This is a genomic window from Neorhizobium sp. 2083 (assembly GCF_031455615.1).
Taxonomy (GTDB): Bacteria; Pseudomonadota; Alphaproteobacteria; order Rhizobiales; family Rhizobiaceae; genus Neorhizobium.
In genome coordinates, this window is sequence record NZ_JAVDTC010000005.1 from 500224 (window position 1) to 516877 (window position 16654).

Here is a 16654-nt window from a genome sequence, read left to right on the forward strand (position 1 = left end):
GCGCAGAACGGATTGTCTATCGCAATCCGGATGCATTCCCCCAAACGCAAAGAGCCGGATCCATCGATCCGGCTCCTTTCGCATCCAGCCGCTTTCGCGGCCGCTCAGAAATGCTTGCGGAACAGCAGTCTGTCGAGCGACAGATACCCTCCCCCGAAGGCGGCGTAGAGGAAGGCGCCTCCGGTCCAGAACAGCGATGCCAGTTCGGCCTTGCCCTGAACCTGCTCCAGGAAGACATGACCGCCATCCTTCAGCCGCATCAATGCCTGCGGCGTGAACAGCTGCTGGCCGGTTGCCTTCAGCGCCTCGATGCCGGCCGGGGTCAGGAAAGCCTCGCCATAGGGGTGCGTGACGTGGAACCAGAGCGTCATGGCCAGCATGACGCCATTGGCGAGCGCCACGGGGCGGGTGAACAGGCCGGCGGCGATGAACATGCCACCGAAGAATTGCAGGGCGGCCAGGAAGGGCGACCAGAACCAGCCCGGATACATGCCGATATTCTCGACGAAACCGACCTGCGCGAGCGGCGCGATGATCTTCGGCCATCCCTCGATCACCAGCATTCCGCCGACCGCCAGCCGGAATATGCTCCAGGCCATGGGCTGCGCCAGCTTGTCATAGACGGGAGCCAAAGCGGGAATGACGAGCTCTTCTTTCGCATTCTCAAAAACTACGTGTTCAACCATTTTCGTAACCTCACGATCTTGCCTCAATGCCGAGACCTTATCGCTTTGGCGGGGGAAGCTCTTGACGCAGGTCAAGCTGCCCGGTCGATCGGTGGGAATACCCGTCAGAATGACCGAAAACGCAAAAAGCCGGGCGTTTCCACCCGGCTTTTTCAATTCCGACGATGCGGACAGAATTATGCGGCTTCGGCAGCTTCTGCTTCGGCAGCAACGCGTGCCTTGTCGGCTGCGCCCTTGGCGTCGACATCGCGTTCAACGAACTCGATGACGGCCATGGCAGCGTTGTCGCCCTGGCGGAAACCAGCCTTCATGATACGCAGGTAGCCGCCGTTGCGGGTTGCGTAACGCGAAGCGATGGCGTCGAACAGCTTCTTGACGGCGTCCTGGTCCTGGATCTGCGAGATCGCCTGACGACGAGCGTGCAGGTCGCCGCGCTTGCCGAGGGTAACGAGCTTTTCGACGATCGGACGGATTTCCTTCGCCTTCGGAAGGGTCGTAACGATCTGCTCGTGGGTGATGAGCGAAGCCGCCATGTTGGCGAACATCGCCTTGCGGTGGCTGGCAGTACGGTTGAGCTTGCGGCCGGCTACTCCGTGGCGCATGGCTATTCTCCTTTAATGCAGGTACCCAATTCTTCTAGGGCCTGCCGTTTCCTGGCACATACGGGCACTTCGATCTTTCGATCAGAGGCCCGCTGTTTGACGGGGAAAGGCAGTCGAAACCTGCCTTTGTTGATTTCAGTACTGGTCTTCGTAACGCTTGGCGAGATCTTCGATGTTTTCCGGCGGCCAGGCGGGAACTTCCATACCCAGATGGAGGCCCATGGATGCCAGAACTTCCTTGATCTCGTTCAGCGACTTGCGACCGAAATTCGGAGTGCGCAGCATTTCCGCCTCGGTCTTCTGGATGAGGTCGCCGATGTAAACGATGTTGTCGTTCTTCAGGCAGTTGGCCGAACGGACCGAAAGCTCCAGTTCGTCCACCTTCTTGAGAAGCGCCGGGTTGAACGCGAGTTCGGTAACCGACTCTTCCTCGACGTCCTTCTGCGGTTCGTCGAAGTTGACGAAGACCGAGAGCTGGTCCTGAAGGATACGGGCAGCGAAGGCAACGGCGTCTTCACCCGTGACCGAGCCATCGGTTTCGATGGTCATGGTCAGCTTGTCGTAGTCGAGAACCTGACCTTCGCGGGTGTTTTCCACCTTGTAGGACACTTTCTTGACCGGCGAATAGAGGCTGTCGACCGGGATCAGGCCGATCGGAGCGTCTTCGGCACGGTTACGATCGGCAGGAACATAGCCCTTGCCGTTGTTGACCGTGAATTCCATGCGGATTTCGGCGCCCTCGTCGAGGGTGCAGATGACATGGTTCGGGTTGAGGATCTCGATATCGCCAACCGTCTGGATGTCGCCGGCGGTGACCGAACCCGGGCCCTGCTTGCGCACGACCATGCGCTTTGCGTCGTCGCCATCCATCTTGATGGCGATTTCCTTGATGTTGAGCACGATGTCCGTCACATCTTCCCGGACGCCCGGGATGGAGGAGAACTCATGCAATACGCCGTCGATCTGCACGGCGGTCACAGCCGCACCGCGCAGAGACGACAGAAGCACGCGGCGAAGCGCGTTGCCGAGCGTCAGGCCGAAGCCGCGCTCGAGAGGTTCGGCAACCAGGGTTACCTTGGTGCGGCCGGAGGAGGAAAATTCCACCTTGTTCGGCTTGATCAGTTCCTGCCAGTTCTTCTGGATCATCACTAAATACCTTCCGTTCGTTGCCACCATCCAATCGTGGCAACCGAGCATGAGGAGCACCGATCGGAACGATGTCCATCGGCGATATGGGTAAAGCCGCCGAGCCTCCGGGGAGGATCAGGCGGCTATTCCCGAGTTCAGACGAGAGGCCGCCCAATTCTCAACAAGAGATCCGGCAGCCTCTTCGAGTTCCGACGATCAGACGCGGCGCTTCTTGCGCGGGCGGCAGCCGTTGTGCGGGATCGGGGTCACGTCGCGGATCGAGGTGATCATGAAGCCGGCAGCCTGGAGAGCGCGCAGAGCCGATTCACGGCCGGAACCCGGACCGCAGACTTCGACTTCCAGCGACTTCATGCCATGCTCCTGAGCCTTCTTGGCGCAGTCTTCGGCAGCGATCTGAGCGGCGAACGGGGTCGACTTGCGCGAACCCTTGAAGCCCTTCGCACCAGCGGACGACCAGGCAATCGCATTGCCCTGTGCGTCGGTGATGGTGATCATCGTGTTGTTGAAGGTAGAATTGACGTGGGCAACGCCCGACGTGATATTTTTACGCTCGCGTCTACGGACGCGGGTGGCTTCCTTGGCCATTTTATCCCTTTCGTTGATCTCTGCACCGCCGTAATTCCAGCGGCTCCACCTTCAGGCGAGCAATCAATAACTGTTGGCGAGCAGGACTAGTCACCGCTCACCAACACTGCTCACCCGAAAATTACTTCTTCTTACCGGCGATCGCCTTTGCCGGACCCTTGCGGGTGCGGGCATTGGTGTGCGTGCGCTGACCGCGGACCGGGAGGCCGCGGCGATGACGCAGGCCGCGGTAGCAGCCGAGGTCCATCAAACGCTTGATGTTCATCGCGGTTTCGCGACGAAGGTCGCCTTCGACCTGGTAGTCGCGGTCGATGGTTTCGCGGATCTGCAGGATTTCCGAGTCCGTCAGCTGATGGACGCGCTTTTCAGCCGGAAGACCGACCTTCTCCATGATTTCCGATGCGAATTTCGGGCCGATCCCGTGAATATAGGTCAGCGCGATGACAACGCGCTTCGCAGTCGGGATGTTGACGCCAGCGATACGTGCCACGCCTATTCTCCTTGTTCCAGTTGCCATCCGGCAAGTGGTACTTCTTCCATGAAAGCAGCCCGATAGAAGGCCGCCAGTTCAAACACCATACGGAACAGGTCAAAACGACCGGTCTCGGATGTCCTTGCGGGAAATCCGCGCCGATCGCTAAAGCTGTCGCGAGTTGGCGCGGTGTTTAACGGAATCAGCGCTGAAATGCAACCGCTCCGCCCAAGATTCTTTAACAGATCGATGACGGCTCAGAGAGCCGCCAGGATATTTTCGATGTCGGACGTGACCTTGTCCATTTCCGCCATGCCATCGACAGCCTTGAGCTTGCCCTTGGCATGATAGTAACCGATCAGCGGCGAGGTTTCCTTGTAATAGACCTCGAGACGCTTGGTCATGGTCTCGGCATTGTCGTCGGGACGACGCTTGAAATGCGTCGAACCGCACTTGTCGCAGACGCCCTCGCTCGACGGCTTCTTGTCCGTGTCGTGATAGACCGTACCGCAATTCGCGCAGGAATAACGGCCCGAGACGCGGCGCACGAGCTCCTTGTCGTCGACACGCAGCTCGATGACGACGGAGAGTTCGAGACCCTTGGCCTTCAGCATCGCCTCGGTGGCATCCGCCTGCACGAGCGTGCGCGGAAAACCGTCGAGGATGAAACCGTTGGCGCAGTCTGGCTGGTCGATGCGCTCGGAGACGATCGCATTGACGATCTCGTCGGAGACGAGGTTGCCGGCGTCCATGACGGCCTTGGCGCGCTTGCCCACCTCAGTCTCGGCGGCGACCGCCGCACGCAACATGTCGCCCGTGGAGAGCTGCGGAATTCCGTGCTTTTCCACGATCCGCTGGGCTTGGGTCCCCTTCCCCGCGCCCGGCGGTCCTAAAAGAATCAGTCTCATCGTCCCCTCTTTCCTCCGCGCAGTTTCGACTTCTTGATCAGACCCTCATACTGCTGCGCAATGAGGTGCCCCTGAATCTGTGCTACCGTATCGAGGGTTACACTGACAACGATCAAAAGCGAAGTCCCACCAAGGGCTAATGGCACGCCGGTGCGGGCCACCAGGAATTCCGGCAGGATGCAGACGAAGACAAGGTAGATCGCGCCGATGACCGTGATTCGGGTCAGCACATAATCGATGTATTCAGCCGTGCGCTCGCCCGGACGGATGCCCGGAATGAAGCCGCCATGTTTCTTCAGATTGTCGGCGGTGTCCTTCGGATTAAAGACGATCGCCGTGTAGAAGAAGGCGAAGAAGGCGATCAGCAGGCCGTAGAACAGCATGAACAGCGGCTGGCCGTGGCCGAGCGCCGAGATAACCATCGTCGCCCAGGCCGGCAGTCCGGCGTTGCCGGCAAAGCCCGCGGCGGTCGCCGGCAGGAGCAGCAGCGACGAGGCGAAGATCGCCGGGATGACGCCAGAGGTGTTGAGCTTCAGCGGCAGGTGCGACGTATCGCCCTGGAACATGCGGTTGCCGACCTGGCGCTTCGGATACTGGATCAGCAGGCGGCGCTGGGCACGTTCGACGAAGACGATCAGCGCGATGACGCCGATCGCGACGACGAGCACGGTGAGAATCAGCGCTGTCGGAAGCGCGCCGGTGCGGCCGAGTTCGAGCGTGCCGGCAAGGGCGGTCGGCAGACCGGCGGCAATGCCCGAAAAGATGATCAGCGAAATGCCGTTGCCGATGCCGCGCGAGGTGATCTGCTCGCCGAGCCACATCAGGAACATGGTGCCGCCGAGCAGCGTCACGACCGTGGAAAGCTTGAAGAACCAGCCCGGATCGACCACGAGGCCCTGGCCGCTTTCAAGGCCTGCCGCAATGCCATAGGCCTGCAGCGTGCCTAGCAGCACCGTTCCGTAGCGGGTGTACTGGTTGATGATCTTGCGGCCGGCCTCGCCTTCCTTCTTGAGGTTTTCAAGCGAGGGCACGACCGAGGTCATCAACTGCACGATGATCGACGCGGAAATGTAGGGCATGATGCCGAGCGCGAAGATCGCCATGCGCTCCACTGCACCGCCCGAAAACATGTTGAAAAGTCCAAGGATACCGCCGGCCTGGCCGCGGAAGGCCTGGGCATAGGCTTCGGGGTTCAGGCCCGGAAGCGGGATGTGGGTGCCGAGGCGATACACGAGAAGTGCCGCAAGGGTAAACCAAAGCCGCTTCTTGAGGTCCTCCGCCTTGGCGAAGGTCGCAAAATTCAGATTGGAGGCAAGTTGTTCCGCTGCAGAAGCCATGCAATTCTCCGCCCGACCAATTCTCCGGCGGCGGGGGAAATGCCAGGTCCGGAAAGCAGTCTAAAAATTCAGGTTCACAAAAACCGGGCGCGCGAGATTGCGAATGCAATCGGATGCCTCACCCTGTTTTCCGTATGATCCCGGTCAGGCGACCAACAGGATCGCTTCGGGATCGTGAGGCTCACATATGGAGATAAAATCGCCCGGTGTGAAGCACAAACCGGGCGATTTCTAAACGATTTATTCGGCTGCCGCTTCGGCGACGACGAGCAGCTTGATCGAACCGCCGGCCTTCTCGATCTTCTCGACGGCGGCCTTGGAGGCGCCGGCGACTTCGATCGAAACCTTGGCGGTCAGCTCGCCGTCGGCGAGGATGCGAACGCCGTCCTTCGGACGACGGATGACGCCGGCAGCCTTGAGGGCAGCCGCATCGACCGTTGCCTTCGGATCGAGCTTCTTGGCATCGATCGCGGTCTGGATACGGCCGAGCGAAACGGTGACGTAGTCAGATGCGAAGATGTTGTTGAAGCCGCGCTTCGGCAGGCGACGATAGATCGGCATCTGGCCGCCTTCGAAGCCGTTGATCGCAACGCCGGAACGGGCCTTCTGACCCTTCACGCCGCGACCGCCGGTCTTGCCCTTGCCCGAACCGATGCCGCGACCTACGCGGATACGGTCCTTGGAAGCGCCTTCGTTGTCCTTGATCTCATTCAGTTTCATGGTCGTGTCCTTCCGTCTTACTTCTCGTCGACGACGCGAACGAGATGCTGGACAGCCCGGATCATGCCACGAACGGAAGGCGTATCTTCCAGGGTGCGGGTCCGGTGCATCTTGTTGAGGCCGAGACCGATCAGCGTCTGACGCTGTACGGCCGGGCGGCGGATCGGGCTACCGGTCTGTACGACCGTAACCGTCTTCTTGGCATCTGCTGCCGGGGTGGCTTTCTTGGCCATTATCGCTCTCCTTATTCTTCCTGCGCATTGCCGGAAGCGGCGCGGCGAGCCTGAAGCGTTGCATACTTGATGCCGCGCTGTGCTGCTACGTCCTTCGGATGCACCTGATGCTTCAGGGCGTCGAACGTGGCGCGAACCATGTTGTACGGGTTCGACGAACCGGTCGACTTGGCGACGACGTCATGGACGCCGAGCGTTTCGAATACGGCGCGCATCGGGCCGCCGGCGATGATACCGGTACCAGCCTTGGCCGAGCGCAGCAGGACCTTGCCGGCGCCGTGACGGCCGTTGACATCGTGATGCAGCGTACGGCCGTCGCGCAGCGGTACGAAGATCAGATCGCGCTTTGCGGATTCGGTCGCCTTGCGGATGGCTTCCGGCACTTCGCGTGCCTTGCCATGGCCGAAGCCGACGCGGCCCTTCTGGTCGCCGACGACGACGAGAGCTGCGAAACCAAAACGACGGCCGCCCTTGACGACCTTGGCGACGCGGTTGATCGCGACCAGCTTGTCGACGAATTCGCTATCGCGCTCTTCGCGGCTCTGGCGATCTTCGCGCTGGCCTCTTCTTTCTTGTGCCATTGTTCTTTTCCTTTTTCTTTTCCGGGTGCAATGGGCAATTTCCGGGAGCCAACCATCCCCCGTCCACGACGGACCAGGATGGAACGACTGATGCGTGCGGCGAACCGCATTTCGCCCGCCTCCCCTTCTTCGGGATGCGGGCGAAAATTCTTAGAAGCTCAGGCCGCCTTCGCGGGCAGCTTCGGCAAGTGCCTTGATACGGCCGTGGTAGATGAAGGCGCCGCGATCGAACACGACTTCCGTCACGCCGGCCTTGGTGGCGCGTTCTGCGACCAGCTTGCCGACAGCGGCAGCTGCCGCAACGTCAGCACCGGTCTTCAGCGACGTGCGCAGACCGGCATCGAGCGTGGAAGCGGCGGCAAGCGTGCGGCCGGCCACGTCATCGATAACCTGGACATAGATATTCTTGGACGAGCGGTGAACCGACAGACGCGGACGGCCATTTGCGACCTTCTTGATCTGGCGGCGAACACGGCTCGCACGCTTGGTGAGTGCTTCTTTTCTGGTAGCCATGATCCGTCGTCCTTACTTCTTCTTGCCTTCCTTGCGGACGATCCGTTCCTCGGCGTACTTGACGCCTTTGCCCTTGTAGGGCTCGGGACCGCGGTATTCGCGGATTTCCGCGGCTACCTGACCGACCTGCTGCTTGTTGATGCCGGTGACGACGATTTCCGTCGGCTTCGGCACGGCAATGGTGATGCCTTCCGGGGTCTGGTAGACCACGTCGTGGCTGAAGCCGAGCGCCAGCTGCAGGTTCTTGCCCTGCATGGACGCGCGGTAACCGACGCCGTTGATTTCGAGCTTGCGCTCAAAACCGTCCTTAACACCCTTGAAGATGTTCTCGATCATCGTGCGGGACATGCCCCACTTCGAGCGAGCGTCCTTGGTCTGGTTAGCCGGAGCGACCGCTACAGCATTGTTTTCGAAGGTTATCGTGATTTCGTCGTTGGCGACGAAAAACAGTTCACCCTTCGGGCCCTTCGCGGTGACCTTCTGGCCATCGACGGTTGCCGTTACACCTGCTGGAACCGGGACGGCTTTTTTACCGATACGAGACATTTTAAATCCTGTCTGTCCGTTATGGAGTTCCCCTGCTCTGATCTTAGAAGACCGAGCAGAGAACCTCGCCGCCTACGTTCTGTTCGCGAGCCTGGTGATCGGCCATCACACCCTTCGGAGTCGAAAGGATGGTAATGCCGAGGCCGTTCGCGACCTGCGGAATGGACTTTACCGAGACATAGACCCGGCGGCCCGGCTTGGACACGCGGCCGATCTCGCGGATCACCGACGCGCCTTCGTAGTACTTGAGTTCGATTTCGATCTCGGCCTTGCCGTTACCGTAGTCGATTTCCGAGTAACCGCGGATGTAGCCTTCAGCCTGCAGGACATCGAGAACGCGTGCACGCAGCTTGGAAGCAGGCGTGGAAACGGTCGACTTGCGGCGGGCTGCGCCGTTGCGGATACGGGTGAGCATATCGCCCAAGGGATCAGTCATGGTCATCTAACGATCTCCTTACCAGCTCGACTTGACGATGCCCGGCACCTTGCCGAGATTGCCCAGCTCACGAAGCGCGATACGCGACATCTTGAGCTTGCGATAGAAGGCGCGCGGGCGACCGGTGACTTCGCAACGGTTGCGGATACGCGTCTTCGAGCCATCGCGCGAAAGCGAGGCGAGCTTGATAGTTGCCTTGAACCGCTCTTCGATCGGAAGTTCCTGGTTCATGATGGTCGCCTTCAGGGCTGCACGCTTGGCAGCCTGGTTGGCAACGGTCTTGCGGCGGCGCTTGTTCTTTTCAACTGCGCTGGTCTTCGCCATATCGGAGTTCCTTTTAAACGCTCGTCGTTACGGTTACTGGCGGAACGGGAAGTTGAACTCTTTCAGGAGAGCCCGTGCTTCGTCGTCCTTGGTAGCCGTCGTGCAAACGATGATGTCCATGCCCCACATCTGATCAACCTTGTCGTAGTTGATCTCAGGGAACACAATGTGCTCCTTGATGCCCATGGCGAAGTTGCCACGGCCGTCAAAGCTCTTCGGGTTCAGGCCGCGGAAGTCGCGAACGCGCGGAAGCGCGATGTTGATCAGGCGGTCCAGGAATTCGTACATGCGGGCGCCGCGCAGGGTTACCTTCGCGCCGATCGGCATCTGTTCGCGGACCTTGAAGCCGGCGATCGAGTTGCGGGCGCGGGTGATGACCGGCTTCTGGCCGGCGATCGCTGCGAGGTCGGCCGCAGCAACGGTCGGCTTCTTGGAGTCGGCAGTCGCTTCGCCAACGCCCATGTTGATGACGATCTTGTCCAGCTTGGGGATCATCATGTCGTTTGCGAAGGAGAACTGCTCCTTCAGAGCGGCGCGGATACGGGAATTGTATTCCACCTTGAGCCGCGGCTCATACTTTGCCTCAGCCATCGATCACATCTCCCGTACGCTTGGCCACACGCACCTTCTTACCGTCGACGACCGAGAAGCCAACGCGGGTCGGCTTGCCGTCTTTCGCGACGATCGCGATGTTCGACAGGTGAATGGACGCTTCCTTGTTGATGATGCCGGCTTCCTGCGTCTGAGACTGACGCTGGTGGCGCTTCACCATGTTGATGCCACGCACGACGGCGCGGTCTTCCTTCGGCAGAACCTGGAGGACTTCGCCCGTGCGGCCCTTGTCCTTGCCTGCCAATACGACGACGCTGTCGCCCTTCTTGATCTTGTTCATCGCATGAGCTCCTTACAGTACTTCCGGAGCCAGCGAGATGATCTTCATGTGGTTCTTGGCGCGAAGTTCGCGCGGAACCGGTCCGAAGATACGGGTGCCGATCGGCTCTTTCTTGTTGTCGATGAGGACCGCTGCGTTGTTGTCGAAGCGGATGACGCTGCCGTCCGGACGACGGATGTCCTTGGCGGTACGCACAACAACCGCCTTCATCACGTCACCCTTCTTGACGCGGCCGCGCGGGATCGCTTCCTTGATCGAAACGACGATGACGTCGCCGATCGAAGCGTACTTGCGCTTGGAGCCGCCCAGCACCTTGATGCACATGACACGACGTGCGCCGGAATTATCCGCCACGTCGAGGTTTGTTTGCATCTGAATCATGTCAGGTCGCCTTTTTCTAATGACCGGAACGACCGGGCGCAAAAACGCCCCGTTTCGGCTTATGGACAGAATCTCATTGTGCGCGGGTGGGGTCTTGCCAAGGTGGTTTCCTGAAAAGGACCTTCCCTGCGCTCAAAGCAAAAGAACGCTCGTTTCCGAGCGTCCTGCGCCAGTGGGGTGCTTCATACAGGATTCTGCGCCGGGCGCAAGGCCCAGGCGCGAAATCCGAAGCAAATTAAGCCTGGGCGGAAACGACCGTCCAGGTCTTGTCCTTGGAGATCGGTGCGCATTCCTGAATGGAAACGACGTCACCTACCTTGTACTGGTTGTTCTCGTCATGCGCCTTGTACTTCTTGGAACGGCGGACCGTCTTCTGAAGCAGCGGATGCGCGAAGCGGCGCTCGACCCGGACAACAACGGTCTTTTCGTTCTTGTCGGAAACTACGACGCCCTGCAGAATGCGTTTCGGCATATTATTTTTCCTTAGGCCTTGGCTTCTGCCGCCTTCTGGCGGGCAATGGTTTTCACGCGGGCGATGTCCTTGCGAACTTCGGTGATGCGCGAGGACTTCTCGAGCTGACCGGTTGCCTTCTGGAAGCGCAGGTTGAACTGCTCCTTCTTCAGGTCGGCGAGCTTGTCCTTGAGCTGGTCGGCCGTGAGGCCGCGAACGTCTTCGGCTTTCATGTGCCTTGCTCCTTACTCTGCGATGCGCTGTACGAAGCGCGTCTTGACCGAGAGCTTGGCTGCGCCGAGACGAAGCGCCTCGCGGGCGAGCTCCTCGGAAACACCGTCGATCTCGAACATCATGCGGCCGGGCTTGACCTTGCAGGCCCAGTATTCGACGCCGCCCTTACCTTTACCCATGCGGACTTCGGTCGGCTTTGCGGTGACCGGAACGTCCGGGAACACGCGGATCCAGACGCGGCCGGCGCGCTTCATGGCACGCGTGATCGCGCGGCGGGCCGCTTCGATCTCGCGGGCGTTCACGCGGTTGGGTTCCTGGGACTTCAGGCCAAATTCACCGAAGGCCAGGTCGAAGCCGCCCTTGGCCACACCCTTGATGCGACCCTTGAACTGCTTGCGGTACTTGGTACGCTTTGGCTGCAACATTTTCTTACTTCTCCGAGCTTATCTTTCGCCAGCGTTGATCAAGCGTTTTCGCGGCGGCGATCGCCACGATCACCGCGGTCGCCACGATCACCGCGTTCGCGGCTGGCGGGACCCTGCGCATCGCCTTCCATGGCGCGACGTTCAGAAGCCATCGGATCATGCTCAAGGATTTCGCCCTTGAAGATCCAGACCTTGATGCCGCAGATACCGAATGCGGTTTCGGCTTCAGCCGTACCGTAGTCGATGTCCGCACGCAGCGTATGAAGCGGCACGCGACCTTCGCGATACCATTCGGTACGGGCGATTTCAGCACCGCCGAGACGGCCGGCGCAGGTGATCTTGATGCCTTCGGCGCCGAGACGCATGGCCGACTGAACGGCACGCTTCATCGCACGGCGGAAAGCCACACGGCGCTCGAGCTGCTGGGCGATCGACTGGGCGACGAGCGTCGAGTCGACTTCCGGCTTGCGCACTTCAACGATGTTGAGATGCGTTTCCGAATTGGTCATGGTCGAGATCTTCTTGCGAAGCTTCTCGATGTCCGCACCCTTCTTGCCGATGATCAGACCCGGACGAGCCGAGTGGATCGTGACGCGGCACTTCTTGTGCGGACGCTCGATGACCACCTTGGCGATGCCGGCCTGCTTCAGCTCCTGCATCAGGTATGCGCGGATCTTCAGGTCCTCATGGAGGAGCTGACCGTATTCCGCGTTGTCGGCGAACCAACGGCTGTCCCAGGTGCGGTTAATGCCGAGGCGGAAACCGATCGGATTAATTTTCTGGCCCATTATGCGGCCTCCCCTTTTTCCTCGACTTCGCGAACGACGATCGTGAGATGCGAGAAAGGCTTCTCGATCCGCGATGCACGGCCGCGGCCGCGAGCGTGGAAGCGCTTCATCACGATCGACTTGCCAACATAGGCTTCCGATACGATCAGAGCGTCGACGTCGAGGTCATGGTTGTTTTCGGCATTGGCGATTGCAGACTCGAGGGTCTTCTTCACAGTGCCGGCGATGCGCTTGCGCGAGAATTCGAGTTCCGCAAGCGCGCGTTCGACCTTCTTGCCGCGGATCATGGCGGCAACGAGGTTCAGCTTCTGGGGGCTGACGCGGAGCGTGCGCGCAACTGCCTGCGCCTCGTTATCCTTCAGCCGGCGTTCGGTCTTAGCCTTCGCCATGATTACTTCCTCTTCGCCTTCTTGTCCGCGCCGTGACCGTAGTAGGTACGGGTGGGAGCGAATTCACCGAACTTGTGTCCGACCATGTCTTCGTTGACGCTGACCGGAATGTGCTTCGAGCCGTTGTAGACGCCAAACGTCAGGCCAACGAACTGCGGCAGGATGGTGGACCGGCGGGTCCACATCTTGATTACTTCACTCCGTCCGCCTTCGCGCACCTTCTCAGCCTTCTTGAGAAGATAGCCGTCAACAAACGGACCTTTCCATACTGAACGAGCCATTAGTGACTTCCTCTCTTACTTCTTGCGCTGATGGCGCGAACGCATGATGAACTTGTCCGTGGACTTGTTCGAACGGGTGCGCTTGCCCTTGGTCGGCTTGCCCCAGGGGCTGACCGGATGACGGCCACCCGAGGTGCGGCCTTCACCACCGCCGTGCGGATGGTCAACCGGGTTCATGACGACGCCGCGGTTATGCGGACGCTTGCCGCGCCAAACCGTACGACCGGCCTTGCCGTCGTTGATGTTGCCATGGTCCGGGTTGGAGACGGCGCCGACGGTTCCAAGGCAGGAGCTCGGAACCAGACGCTGTTCACCCGAATTCAGGCGAAGGATCGCCATGCCGGCATCGCGGCCGACGAGCTGTACGTAGGTGCCTGCAGAGCGGGCGATCTGACCGCCCTTGCCCGGCTTCATCTCGACGTTATGAACGATCGAGCCGACCGGGATGTACTGCAGCGGCATGGTGTTGCCGGGCTTCACGTCGACAGCCTTGTCGGAAGCGATGACCTTGTCGCCGGCAGCGAGACGCTGCGGAGCGAGGATATAGGCCTGCTCGCCATCCGTGTAGGTGATGAGCGCGATGAACGCGGTGCGGTTCGGGTCGTATTCCAGACGCTCGACCGTGCCTTCGACGTCGAACTTCCGACGCTTGAAGTCGATCAGGCGATAGGTACGCTTATGACCGCCGCCGATGAAGCGGGCGGTGATACGGCCATAGTTGTTACGACCGCCGCTCTTGCTCAGGCCCTCGGTGAGAGACTTGACGGGCTTGCCCTTCCAGAGGCCGGACCGGTCGACGATGACCAGCTGGCGCTGGCTCGGGGTCGTCGGGTTGTAGCTTTTCAATGCCATTATCTTATACCTCAGAGACCGGTGGAGACGTCGATCGTCTGACCTTCGGCCAGGGTGACGACAGCCTTCTTGACGTCCTTCTGCTTGCCGATGAAGCCGCGGAACCGCTTCACCTTGCCCTTGCGGACAAGCGTGTTGACGGCCGTGACCTTCACGCCGAACAGCGCCTCGACGGCAGCCTTGATTTCCGGCTTGGAAGCAGTCTTGGCAACGTTGAAGACGACCTGGTTCTGCTCGGATACCAGCGTCGACTTTTCGGTGATCGAGGGAGATACGATCACATCATAGTGGCGAATGTCGGTCACTTGAAACGCTCCTCTAGAGCTTCAACCGCCGCCTTGGAAAGCACCAGCTTGCCGCGACGCAGGATGTCGTAAACATTGATGCCCTGAACCGGCAGAACGTCGACGTTCGGGATGTTCTGGGCTGCGAGCTTGAAGTTGCTGTCGAGCTCAACGCCGCCGATGAACAACACGTTGGTGAGGCCGAGCGAAGCGAAGGAACCGGCAAGCGCCTTGGTCTTTGCTTCGGCGGCAACCAGGTTGTCGACGATGATGATGTCTTCAGCCTTCATCTTTGCAGAGAGGGCGTGACGGAGAGCCAGCGCGCGAACCTTCTTGGGAAGGTCATGCTCGTGGCTGCGGACGACCGGGCCGTGAGCCTTGCCACCGCCGCGGAACTGCGGAGCGCGAGCCGAATGGTGACGAGCGCGGCCCGTACCCTTCTGCTTGTACATCTTGGCGCCGGTGCGCGAGACTTCAGCACGACCCTTGGTCTTGTGCGTGCCCTGCTGCTTCTTGGCGAGCTGCCAACGAACCATGCGGGCCAGGATGTCTTCGCGGGGGTCGAGGCCGAAAATCTCGTCCGACAGGGCTACCTTGCCGGCGTCTTTTCCCTCGAGGGTCTTGACGTTATATTCCATGTGCTTGGCTCCCTTACTTCGCGGCCGACTTGATGGCATCGCGAACGACGATCCAAGCGCCCTTGGAGCCGGGAACGGCACCCTTGACGAGGATCAGGCCACGGTTCTCGTCGGTGGAAACGACTTCAAGGTTCTGGGTGGTGATGCGCGTCTGGCCCATGTGACCAGCCATGCGCTTGCCCTTCCAGACCTTGCCCGGATCCTGGTTGTTACCAGTCGAACCGTGCGAACGGTGCGAAACGGACACACCGTGCGTGGCGCGGAGACCGCCGAAGTTATGGCGCTTCATGGCGCCGGCGAAACCCTTACCGATCGAGGTACCGGTGACGTCCACCAGCTGACCTGCCGTGAAGTGACCAGCCGTCAGCTCGGTGCCGACATCGATCATGTTGTCTTCGGAAACGCGAAACTCGACGAGCTTCGCCTTCGGCTCGACTTCGGCGACGGCGAAATGGCCGCGCAGCGCCTTGGTCGTGTTCTTTACCTTGGCCGTGCCGGCACCGAGCTGAACGGCGGTGTAGCCATTCTTCTCGACGGTGCGCTGAGCCACGACCTGGCAGTTTTCCAACCGCAATACGGTTACGGGAACATGCTCGCCTGCGTCGTTATAGACGCGGGTCATTCCCACCTTCTGTGCAATTACACCTGAACGCATCGGTTCAATCCTTCTCACTCAGTCTGAAACCCTGGCCGAAACCAAAGTCTCAGAGCTTGATCTCAACATCGACACCGGCGGCGAGGTCGAGCTTCATCAGCGCGTCCACCGTCTGCGGTGTCGGGTCAACGATATCGAGAAGGCGCTTATGCGTGCGCATCTCGAACTGCTCGCGGCTCTTCTTGTCGATGTGGGGGGACCGGTTAACCGTAAACTTCTCGATGCGGGTCGGAAGCGGAACGGGGCCCCGGACGCTTGCGCCGGTGCGCTTCGCCGTCGACACGATCTCGCGCGTCGACGCGTCGAGAATGCGGTGATCGAACGCCTTCAGGCGAATGCGGATATTTTGGCCGTTCATTCGACGTTATCCTTGTTGTCTGTTTATCCACGTGCCAACCCAATAGGGCACGGGTTGTTCTTTCTTACCTTAAGGCGGACCACCGGTTTCAAAGATCGAAGGGGACACCGAGGATACGGCGTCCCTTTCCACTCTTCGGGCCTTCGGCCCACCTTATTCGTTCTTCGCCTGCCTCGAAGCCGAAGCAGCGGGCAAATCACGCTCGCGCGCCATTTGCTACATTTTTGTGTCATACGCAAGCGGCGAAAGCCGCTTGCGTTAAAACAACTTACTCGACGATCGAGGCAACGATGCCGGCGCCGACGGTGCGGCCGCCTTCGCGGATCGCGAAGCGCAGCTTTTCTTCCATCGCGATCGGCACGATCAGCTCAACGGCAACCGTGACGTTGTCGCCCGGCATCACCATTTCCGTGCCTTCCGGAAGCGTGACGATGCCCGTCACGTCCGTCGTGCGGAAGTAGAACTGCGGACGGTAGTTGGTGAAGAACGGCGTATGACGGCCGCCTTCTTCCTTCGTCAGGATGTAGGCTTCGGCCATGAACTTCTTGTGCGGCTTGACCGAACCCGGCTTGCAGAGAATCTGGCCACGCTCGACGCCGTCACGGTTCACGCCGCGAACCAGTGCGCCGATGTTGTCGCCGGCCTGGCCCTGGTCGAGCAGCTTGCGGAACATTTCAACGCCGGTCACCGTCGTCTTCGAGGTCGGGCGGATGCCGACGATCTCGACTTCTTCGCCGACCTTGACGATGCCACGCTCGACGCGGCCGGTCACGACCGTACCACGGCCCGAGATCGAGAACACGTCTTCGATCGGCATCAGGAACGGCTGGTCGATCGGGCGCTCAGGCGTCGGGATGTAGGCGTCGACCTGAGCCATCAGCTCGCGGATCGCGTCTTCGCCGATCTTCTTGTCCGAATCTTCCAGAGCGGCAAG

At 60.3% G+C, this 16654-nt stretch carries 29 protein-coding genes; all 29 read right to left on the bottom strand.

Annotated elements, in window-relative coordinates; all coding sequences use genetic code 11:
- Window positions 1-104 precede the first annotated feature (104 nt).
- A complete protein-coding gene (locus tag J2X76_RS21745) occupies window positions 105-686 on the bottom strand; it encodes a DoxX family protein (protein ID WP_113129256.1) in 582 nt (193 codons plus the stop codon).
- 176 nt (window positions 687-862) lie between these two features.
- Window positions 863-1288 carry a 50S ribosomal protein L17 gene (gene rplQ / locus J2X76_RS21750; protein WP_038585860.1) on the bottom strand — a complete coding sequence of 142 codons (426 nt, stop codon included), beginning with the start codon at window positions 1286-1288 and terminating at the stop codon, window positions 863-865.
- 135 nt (window positions 1289-1423) lie between these two features.
- Window positions 1424-2434 (bottom strand): DNA-directed RNA polymerase subunit alpha, encoded by a 1011-nt coding sequence (locus tag J2X76_RS21755; protein WP_113129255.1) that lies wholly within the window; start codon window positions 2432-2434, stop codon window positions 1424-1426.
- Between the two features lie 198 nt (window positions 2435-2632).
- On the bottom strand, window positions 2633-3022 hold the full coding sequence (rpsK, locus tag J2X76_RS21760; RefSeq protein WP_007766864.1) for a 30S ribosomal protein S11: 390 nt from the start codon (window positions 3020-3022) through the stop codon (window positions 2633-2635).
- 121 nt (window positions 3023-3143) lie between these two features.
- Complete coding sequence (gene rpsM, locus J2X76_RS21765; RefSeq protein WP_037084707.1) at window positions 3144-3512, bottom strand: 30S ribosomal protein S13; 369 nt, start codon at window positions 3510-3512, stop codon at window positions 3144-3146.
- A gap of 239 nt (window positions 3513-3751) precedes the next feature.
- A complete protein-coding gene (locus J2X76_RS21770; RefSeq protein WP_113129254.1) occupies window positions 3752-4402 on the bottom strand; it encodes an adenylate kinase in 651 nt (216 codons plus the stop codon).
- Entirely contained in the window at window positions 4399-5739 is a 1341-nt protein-coding gene (gene secY / locus J2X76_RS21775) for a preprotein translocase subunit SecY (RefSeq protein ID WP_113129253.1), read from the bottom strand. The genes J2X76_RS21770 and secY overlap by 4 nt, the downstream gene beginning before the upstream one ends.
- Window positions 5740-5979: 240 nt before the next feature.
- A complete protein-coding gene (gene rplO, locus J2X76_RS21780) occupies window positions 5980-6459 on the bottom strand; it encodes a 50S ribosomal protein L15 (protein ID WP_113129252.1) in 480 nt (159 codons plus the stop codon).
- Between the two features lie 17 nt (window positions 6460-6476).
- Complete coding sequence (gene rpmD / locus J2X76_RS21785) at window positions 6477-6692, bottom strand: 50S ribosomal protein L30 (RefSeq protein WP_113129251.1); 216 nt, start codon at window positions 6690-6692, stop codon at window positions 6477-6479.
- An 11-nt stretch (window positions 6693-6703) separates the two neighbouring features.
- Window positions 6704-7273, bottom strand: a complete 570-nt coding sequence (rpsE, locus tag J2X76_RS21790) for a 30S ribosomal protein S5 (RefSeq protein WP_007766847.1) — start codon at window positions 7271-7273, stop codon at window positions 6704-6706.
- Between the two features lie 150 nt (window positions 7274-7423).
- Window positions 7424-7786, bottom strand: a complete 363-nt coding sequence (gene rplR / locus J2X76_RS21795) for a 50S ribosomal protein L18 (protein WP_024164298.1) — start codon at window positions 7784-7786, stop codon at window positions 7424-7426.
- A 12-nt stretch (window positions 7787-7798) separates the two neighbouring features.
- Window positions 7799-8332 carry a 50S ribosomal protein L6 gene (rplF, locus tag J2X76_RS21800; protein ID WP_113129250.1) on the bottom strand — a complete coding sequence of 178 codons (534 nt, stop codon included), beginning with the start codon at window positions 8330-8332 and terminating at the stop codon, window positions 7799-7801.
- A gap of 43 nt (window positions 8333-8375) precedes the next feature.
- On the bottom strand, window positions 8376-8774 hold the full coding sequence (rpsH, locus tag J2X76_RS21805) for a 30S ribosomal protein S8 (RefSeq protein ID WP_037084724.1): 399 nt from the start codon (window positions 8772-8774) through the stop codon (window positions 8376-8378).
- Window positions 8775-8786: 12 nt separating this feature from the next.
- Window positions 8787-9092, bottom strand: a complete 306-nt coding sequence (gene rpsN / locus J2X76_RS21810) for a 30S ribosomal protein S14 (protein WP_113129249.1) — start codon at window positions 9090-9092, stop codon at window positions 8787-8789.
- Window positions 9093-9125: 33 nt separating this feature from the next.
- Entirely contained in the window at window positions 9126-9683 is a 558-nt protein-coding gene (rplE, locus tag J2X76_RS21815; protein ID WP_113129248.1) for a 50S ribosomal protein L5, read from the bottom strand.
- On the bottom strand, window positions 9676-9984 hold the full coding sequence (gene rplX, locus J2X76_RS21820; protein WP_113129247.1) for a 50S ribosomal protein L24: 309 nt from the start codon (window positions 9982-9984) through the stop codon (window positions 9676-9678). The genes rplE and rplX overlap by 8 nt, the downstream gene beginning before the upstream one ends.
- A 12-nt stretch (window positions 9985-9996) precedes the next feature.
- Window positions 9997-10365, bottom strand: a complete 369-nt coding sequence (gene rplN, locus J2X76_RS21825; RefSeq protein WP_105374405.1) for a 50S ribosomal protein L14 — start codon at window positions 10363-10365, stop codon at window positions 9997-9999.
- Window positions 10366-10600: 235 nt separating this feature from the next.
- A complete protein-coding gene (gene rpsQ / locus J2X76_RS21830; protein WP_007770140.1) occupies window positions 10601-10837 on the bottom strand; it encodes a 30S ribosomal protein S17 in 237 nt (78 codons plus the stop codon).
- A gap of 11 nt (window positions 10838-10848) precedes the next feature.
- Entirely contained in the window at window positions 10849-11049 is a 201-nt protein-coding gene (gene rpmC / locus J2X76_RS21835) for a 50S ribosomal protein L29 (RefSeq protein WP_007770142.1), read from the bottom strand.
- Window positions 11050-11061: 12 nt separating this feature from the next.
- Window positions 11062-11475: a 50S ribosomal protein L16 gene (gene rplP, locus J2X76_RS21840; RefSeq protein WP_007770145.1), complete on the bottom strand. Its 414-nt coding sequence runs from the start codon at window positions 11473-11475 to the stop codon at window positions 11062-11064.
- Between the two features lie 38 nt (window positions 11476-11513).
- On the bottom strand, window positions 11514-12263 hold the full coding sequence (rpsC, locus tag J2X76_RS21845; RefSeq protein ID WP_113129246.1) for a 30S ribosomal protein S3: 750 nt from the start codon (window positions 12261-12263) through the stop codon (window positions 11514-11516).
- Window positions 12263-12652 (bottom strand): 50S ribosomal protein L22, encoded by a 390-nt coding sequence (gene rplV, locus J2X76_RS21850; RefSeq protein ID WP_007770149.1) that lies wholly within the window; start codon window positions 12650-12652, stop codon window positions 12263-12265. Before rplV ends, rpsC begins: the two co-directional genes overlap by 1 nt.
- Before the next feature lie 2 nt (window positions 12653-12654).
- On the bottom strand, window positions 12655-12933 hold the full coding sequence (gene rpsS / locus J2X76_RS21855; protein ID WP_007770151.1) for a 30S ribosomal protein S19: 279 nt from the start codon (window positions 12931-12933) through the stop codon (window positions 12655-12657).
- A 15-nt stretch (window positions 12934-12948) separates the two neighbouring features.
- Complete coding sequence (gene rplB, locus J2X76_RS21860) at window positions 12949-13785, bottom strand: 50S ribosomal protein L2 (RefSeq protein ID WP_113129245.1); 837 nt, start codon at window positions 13783-13785, stop codon at window positions 12949-12951.
- A gap of 11 nt (window positions 13786-13796) precedes the next feature.
- Window positions 13797-14090 (bottom strand): 50S ribosomal protein L23, encoded by a 294-nt coding sequence (locus tag J2X76_RS21865; RefSeq protein ID WP_007761057.1) that lies wholly within the window; start codon window positions 14088-14090, stop codon window positions 13797-13799.
- Entirely contained in the window at window positions 14087-14707 is a 621-nt protein-coding gene (rplD, locus tag J2X76_RS21870; protein ID WP_007761052.1) for a 50S ribosomal protein L4, read from the bottom strand. Before rplD ends, J2X76_RS21865 begins: the two co-directional genes overlap by 4 nt.
- Before the next feature lie 13 nt (window positions 14708-14720).
- On the bottom strand, window positions 14721-15362 hold the full coding sequence (gene rplC, locus J2X76_RS21875; RefSeq protein ID WP_113129244.1) for a 50S ribosomal protein L3: 642 nt from the start codon (window positions 15360-15362) through the stop codon (window positions 14721-14723).
- A 49-nt stretch (window positions 15363-15411) separates the two neighbouring features.
- Window positions 15412-15720, bottom strand: coding sequence for a 30S ribosomal protein S10 (rpsJ, locus tag J2X76_RS21880; protein ID WP_003547547.1), 309 nt, complete (start codon window positions 15718-15720; stop codon window positions 15412-15414).
- A gap of 268 nt (window positions 15721-15988) precedes the next feature.
- A partial coding sequence (locus J2X76_RS21885; protein ID WP_310219368.1) for an EF-Tu/IF-2/RF-3 family GTPase occupies window positions 15989-16654 on the bottom strand: 666 nt, incomplete at its 5' end.

Bases quoted from the DNA above. Each gene is read 5' to 3' on its own strand.
- rpsH (WP_037084724.1), bottom strand. From the start codon at position 8,774: ATGACCATGACTGATCCCTTGGGCGATATGCTCACCCGTATCCGCAAC.
- rplV (WP_007770149.1), bottom strand. From the start codon at position 12,652: ATGGCGAAGGCTAAGACCGAACGCCGGCTGAAGGATAACGAGGCGCAG.
- rpsJ (WP_003547547.1), bottom strand. From the start codon at position 15,720: ATGAACGGCCAAAATATCCGCATTCGCCTGAAGGCGTTCGATCACCGC.
- rpsN (WP_113129249.1), bottom strand. From the start codon at position 9,092: ATGGCGAAGACCAGCGCAGTTGAAAAGAACAAGCGCCGCCGCAAGACC.
- rplC (WP_113129244.1), bottom strand. From the start codon at position 15,362: ATGCGTTCAGGTGTAATTGCACAGAAGGTGGGAATGACCCGCGTCTAT.
- J2X76_RS21755 (WP_113129255.1), bottom strand. From the start codon at position 2,434: ATGATCCAGAAGAACTGGCAGGAACTGATCAAGCCGAACAAGGTGGAA.
- rpsS (WP_007770151.1), bottom strand. From the start codon at position 12,933: ATGGCTCGTTCAGTATGGAAAGGTCCGTTTGTTGACGGCTATCTTCTC.
- rpsC (WP_113129246.1), bottom strand. From the start codon at position 12,263: ATGGGCCAGAAAATTAATCCGATCGGTTTCCGCCTCGGCATTAACCGC.
- rpsK (WP_007766864.1), bottom strand. From the start codon at position 3,022: ATGGCCAAGGAAGCCACCCGCGTCCGTAGACGCGAGCGTAAAAATATC.
- rplN (WP_105374405.1), bottom strand. From the start codon at position 10,365: ATGATTCAGATGCAAACAAACCTCGACGTGGCGGATAATTCCGGCGCA.
- rplD (WP_007761052.1), bottom strand. From the start codon at position 14,707: ATGGAATATAACGTCAAGACCCTCGAGGGAAAAGACGCCGGCAAGGTA.
- rplF (WP_113129250.1), bottom strand. From the start codon at position 8,332: ATGTCTCGTATCGGTAAAAAAGCCGTCCCGGTTCCAGCAGGTGTAACG.
- J2X76_RS21745 (WP_113129256.1), bottom strand. From the start codon at position 686: ATGGTTGAACACGTAGTTTTTGAGAATGCGAAAGAAGAGCTCGTCATT.
- rplP (WP_007770145.1), bottom strand. From the start codon at position 11,475: ATGTTGCAGCCAAAGCGTACCAAGTACCGCAAGCAGTTCAAGGGTCGC.
- rpmC (WP_007770142.1), bottom strand. From the start codon at position 11,049: ATGAAAGCCGAAGACGTTCGCGGCCTCACGGCCGACCAGCTCAAGGAC.
- rplB (WP_113129245.1), bottom strand. From the start codon at position 13,785: ATGGCATTGAAAAGCTACAACCCGACGACCCCGAGCCAGCGCCAGCTG.
- rpsQ (WP_007770140.1), bottom strand. From the start codon at position 10,837: ATGCCGAAACGCATTCTGCAGGGCGTCGTAGTTTCCGACAAGAACGAA.
- rplQ (WP_038585860.1), bottom strand. From the start codon at position 1,288: ATGCGCCACGGAGTAGCCGGCCGCAAGCTCAACCGTACTGCCAGCCAC.
- rpsE (WP_007766847.1), bottom strand. From the start codon at position 7,273: ATGGCACAAGAAAGAAGAGGCCAGCGCGAAGATCGCCAGAGCCGCGAA.
- rpmD (WP_113129251.1), bottom strand. From the start codon at position 6,692: ATGGCCAAGAAAGCCACCCCGGCAGCAGATGCCAAGAAGACGGTTACG.
- secY (WP_113129253.1), bottom strand. From the start codon at position 5,739: ATGGCTTCTGCAGCGGAACAACTTGCCTCCAATCTGAATTTTGCGACC.
- rplX (WP_113129247.1), bottom strand. From the start codon at position 9,984: ATGAACAAGATCAAGAAGGGCGACAGCGTCGTCGTATTGGCAGGCAAG.
- rplR (WP_024164298.1), bottom strand. From the start codon at position 7,786: ATGGCTACCAGAAAAGAAGCACTCACCAAGCGTGCGAGCCGTGTTCGC.
- rplO (WP_113129252.1), bottom strand. From the start codon at position 6,459: ATGAAACTGAATGAGATCAAGGACAACGAAGGCGCTTCCAAGGACCGT.
- rplE (WP_113129248.1), bottom strand. From the start codon at position 9,683: ATGGCTGAGGCAAAGTATGAGCCGCGGCTCAAGGTGGAATACAATTCC.
- J2X76_RS21770 (WP_113129254.1), bottom strand. From the start codon at position 4,402: ATGAGACTGATTCTTTTAGGACCGCCGGGCGCGGGGAAGGGGACCCAA.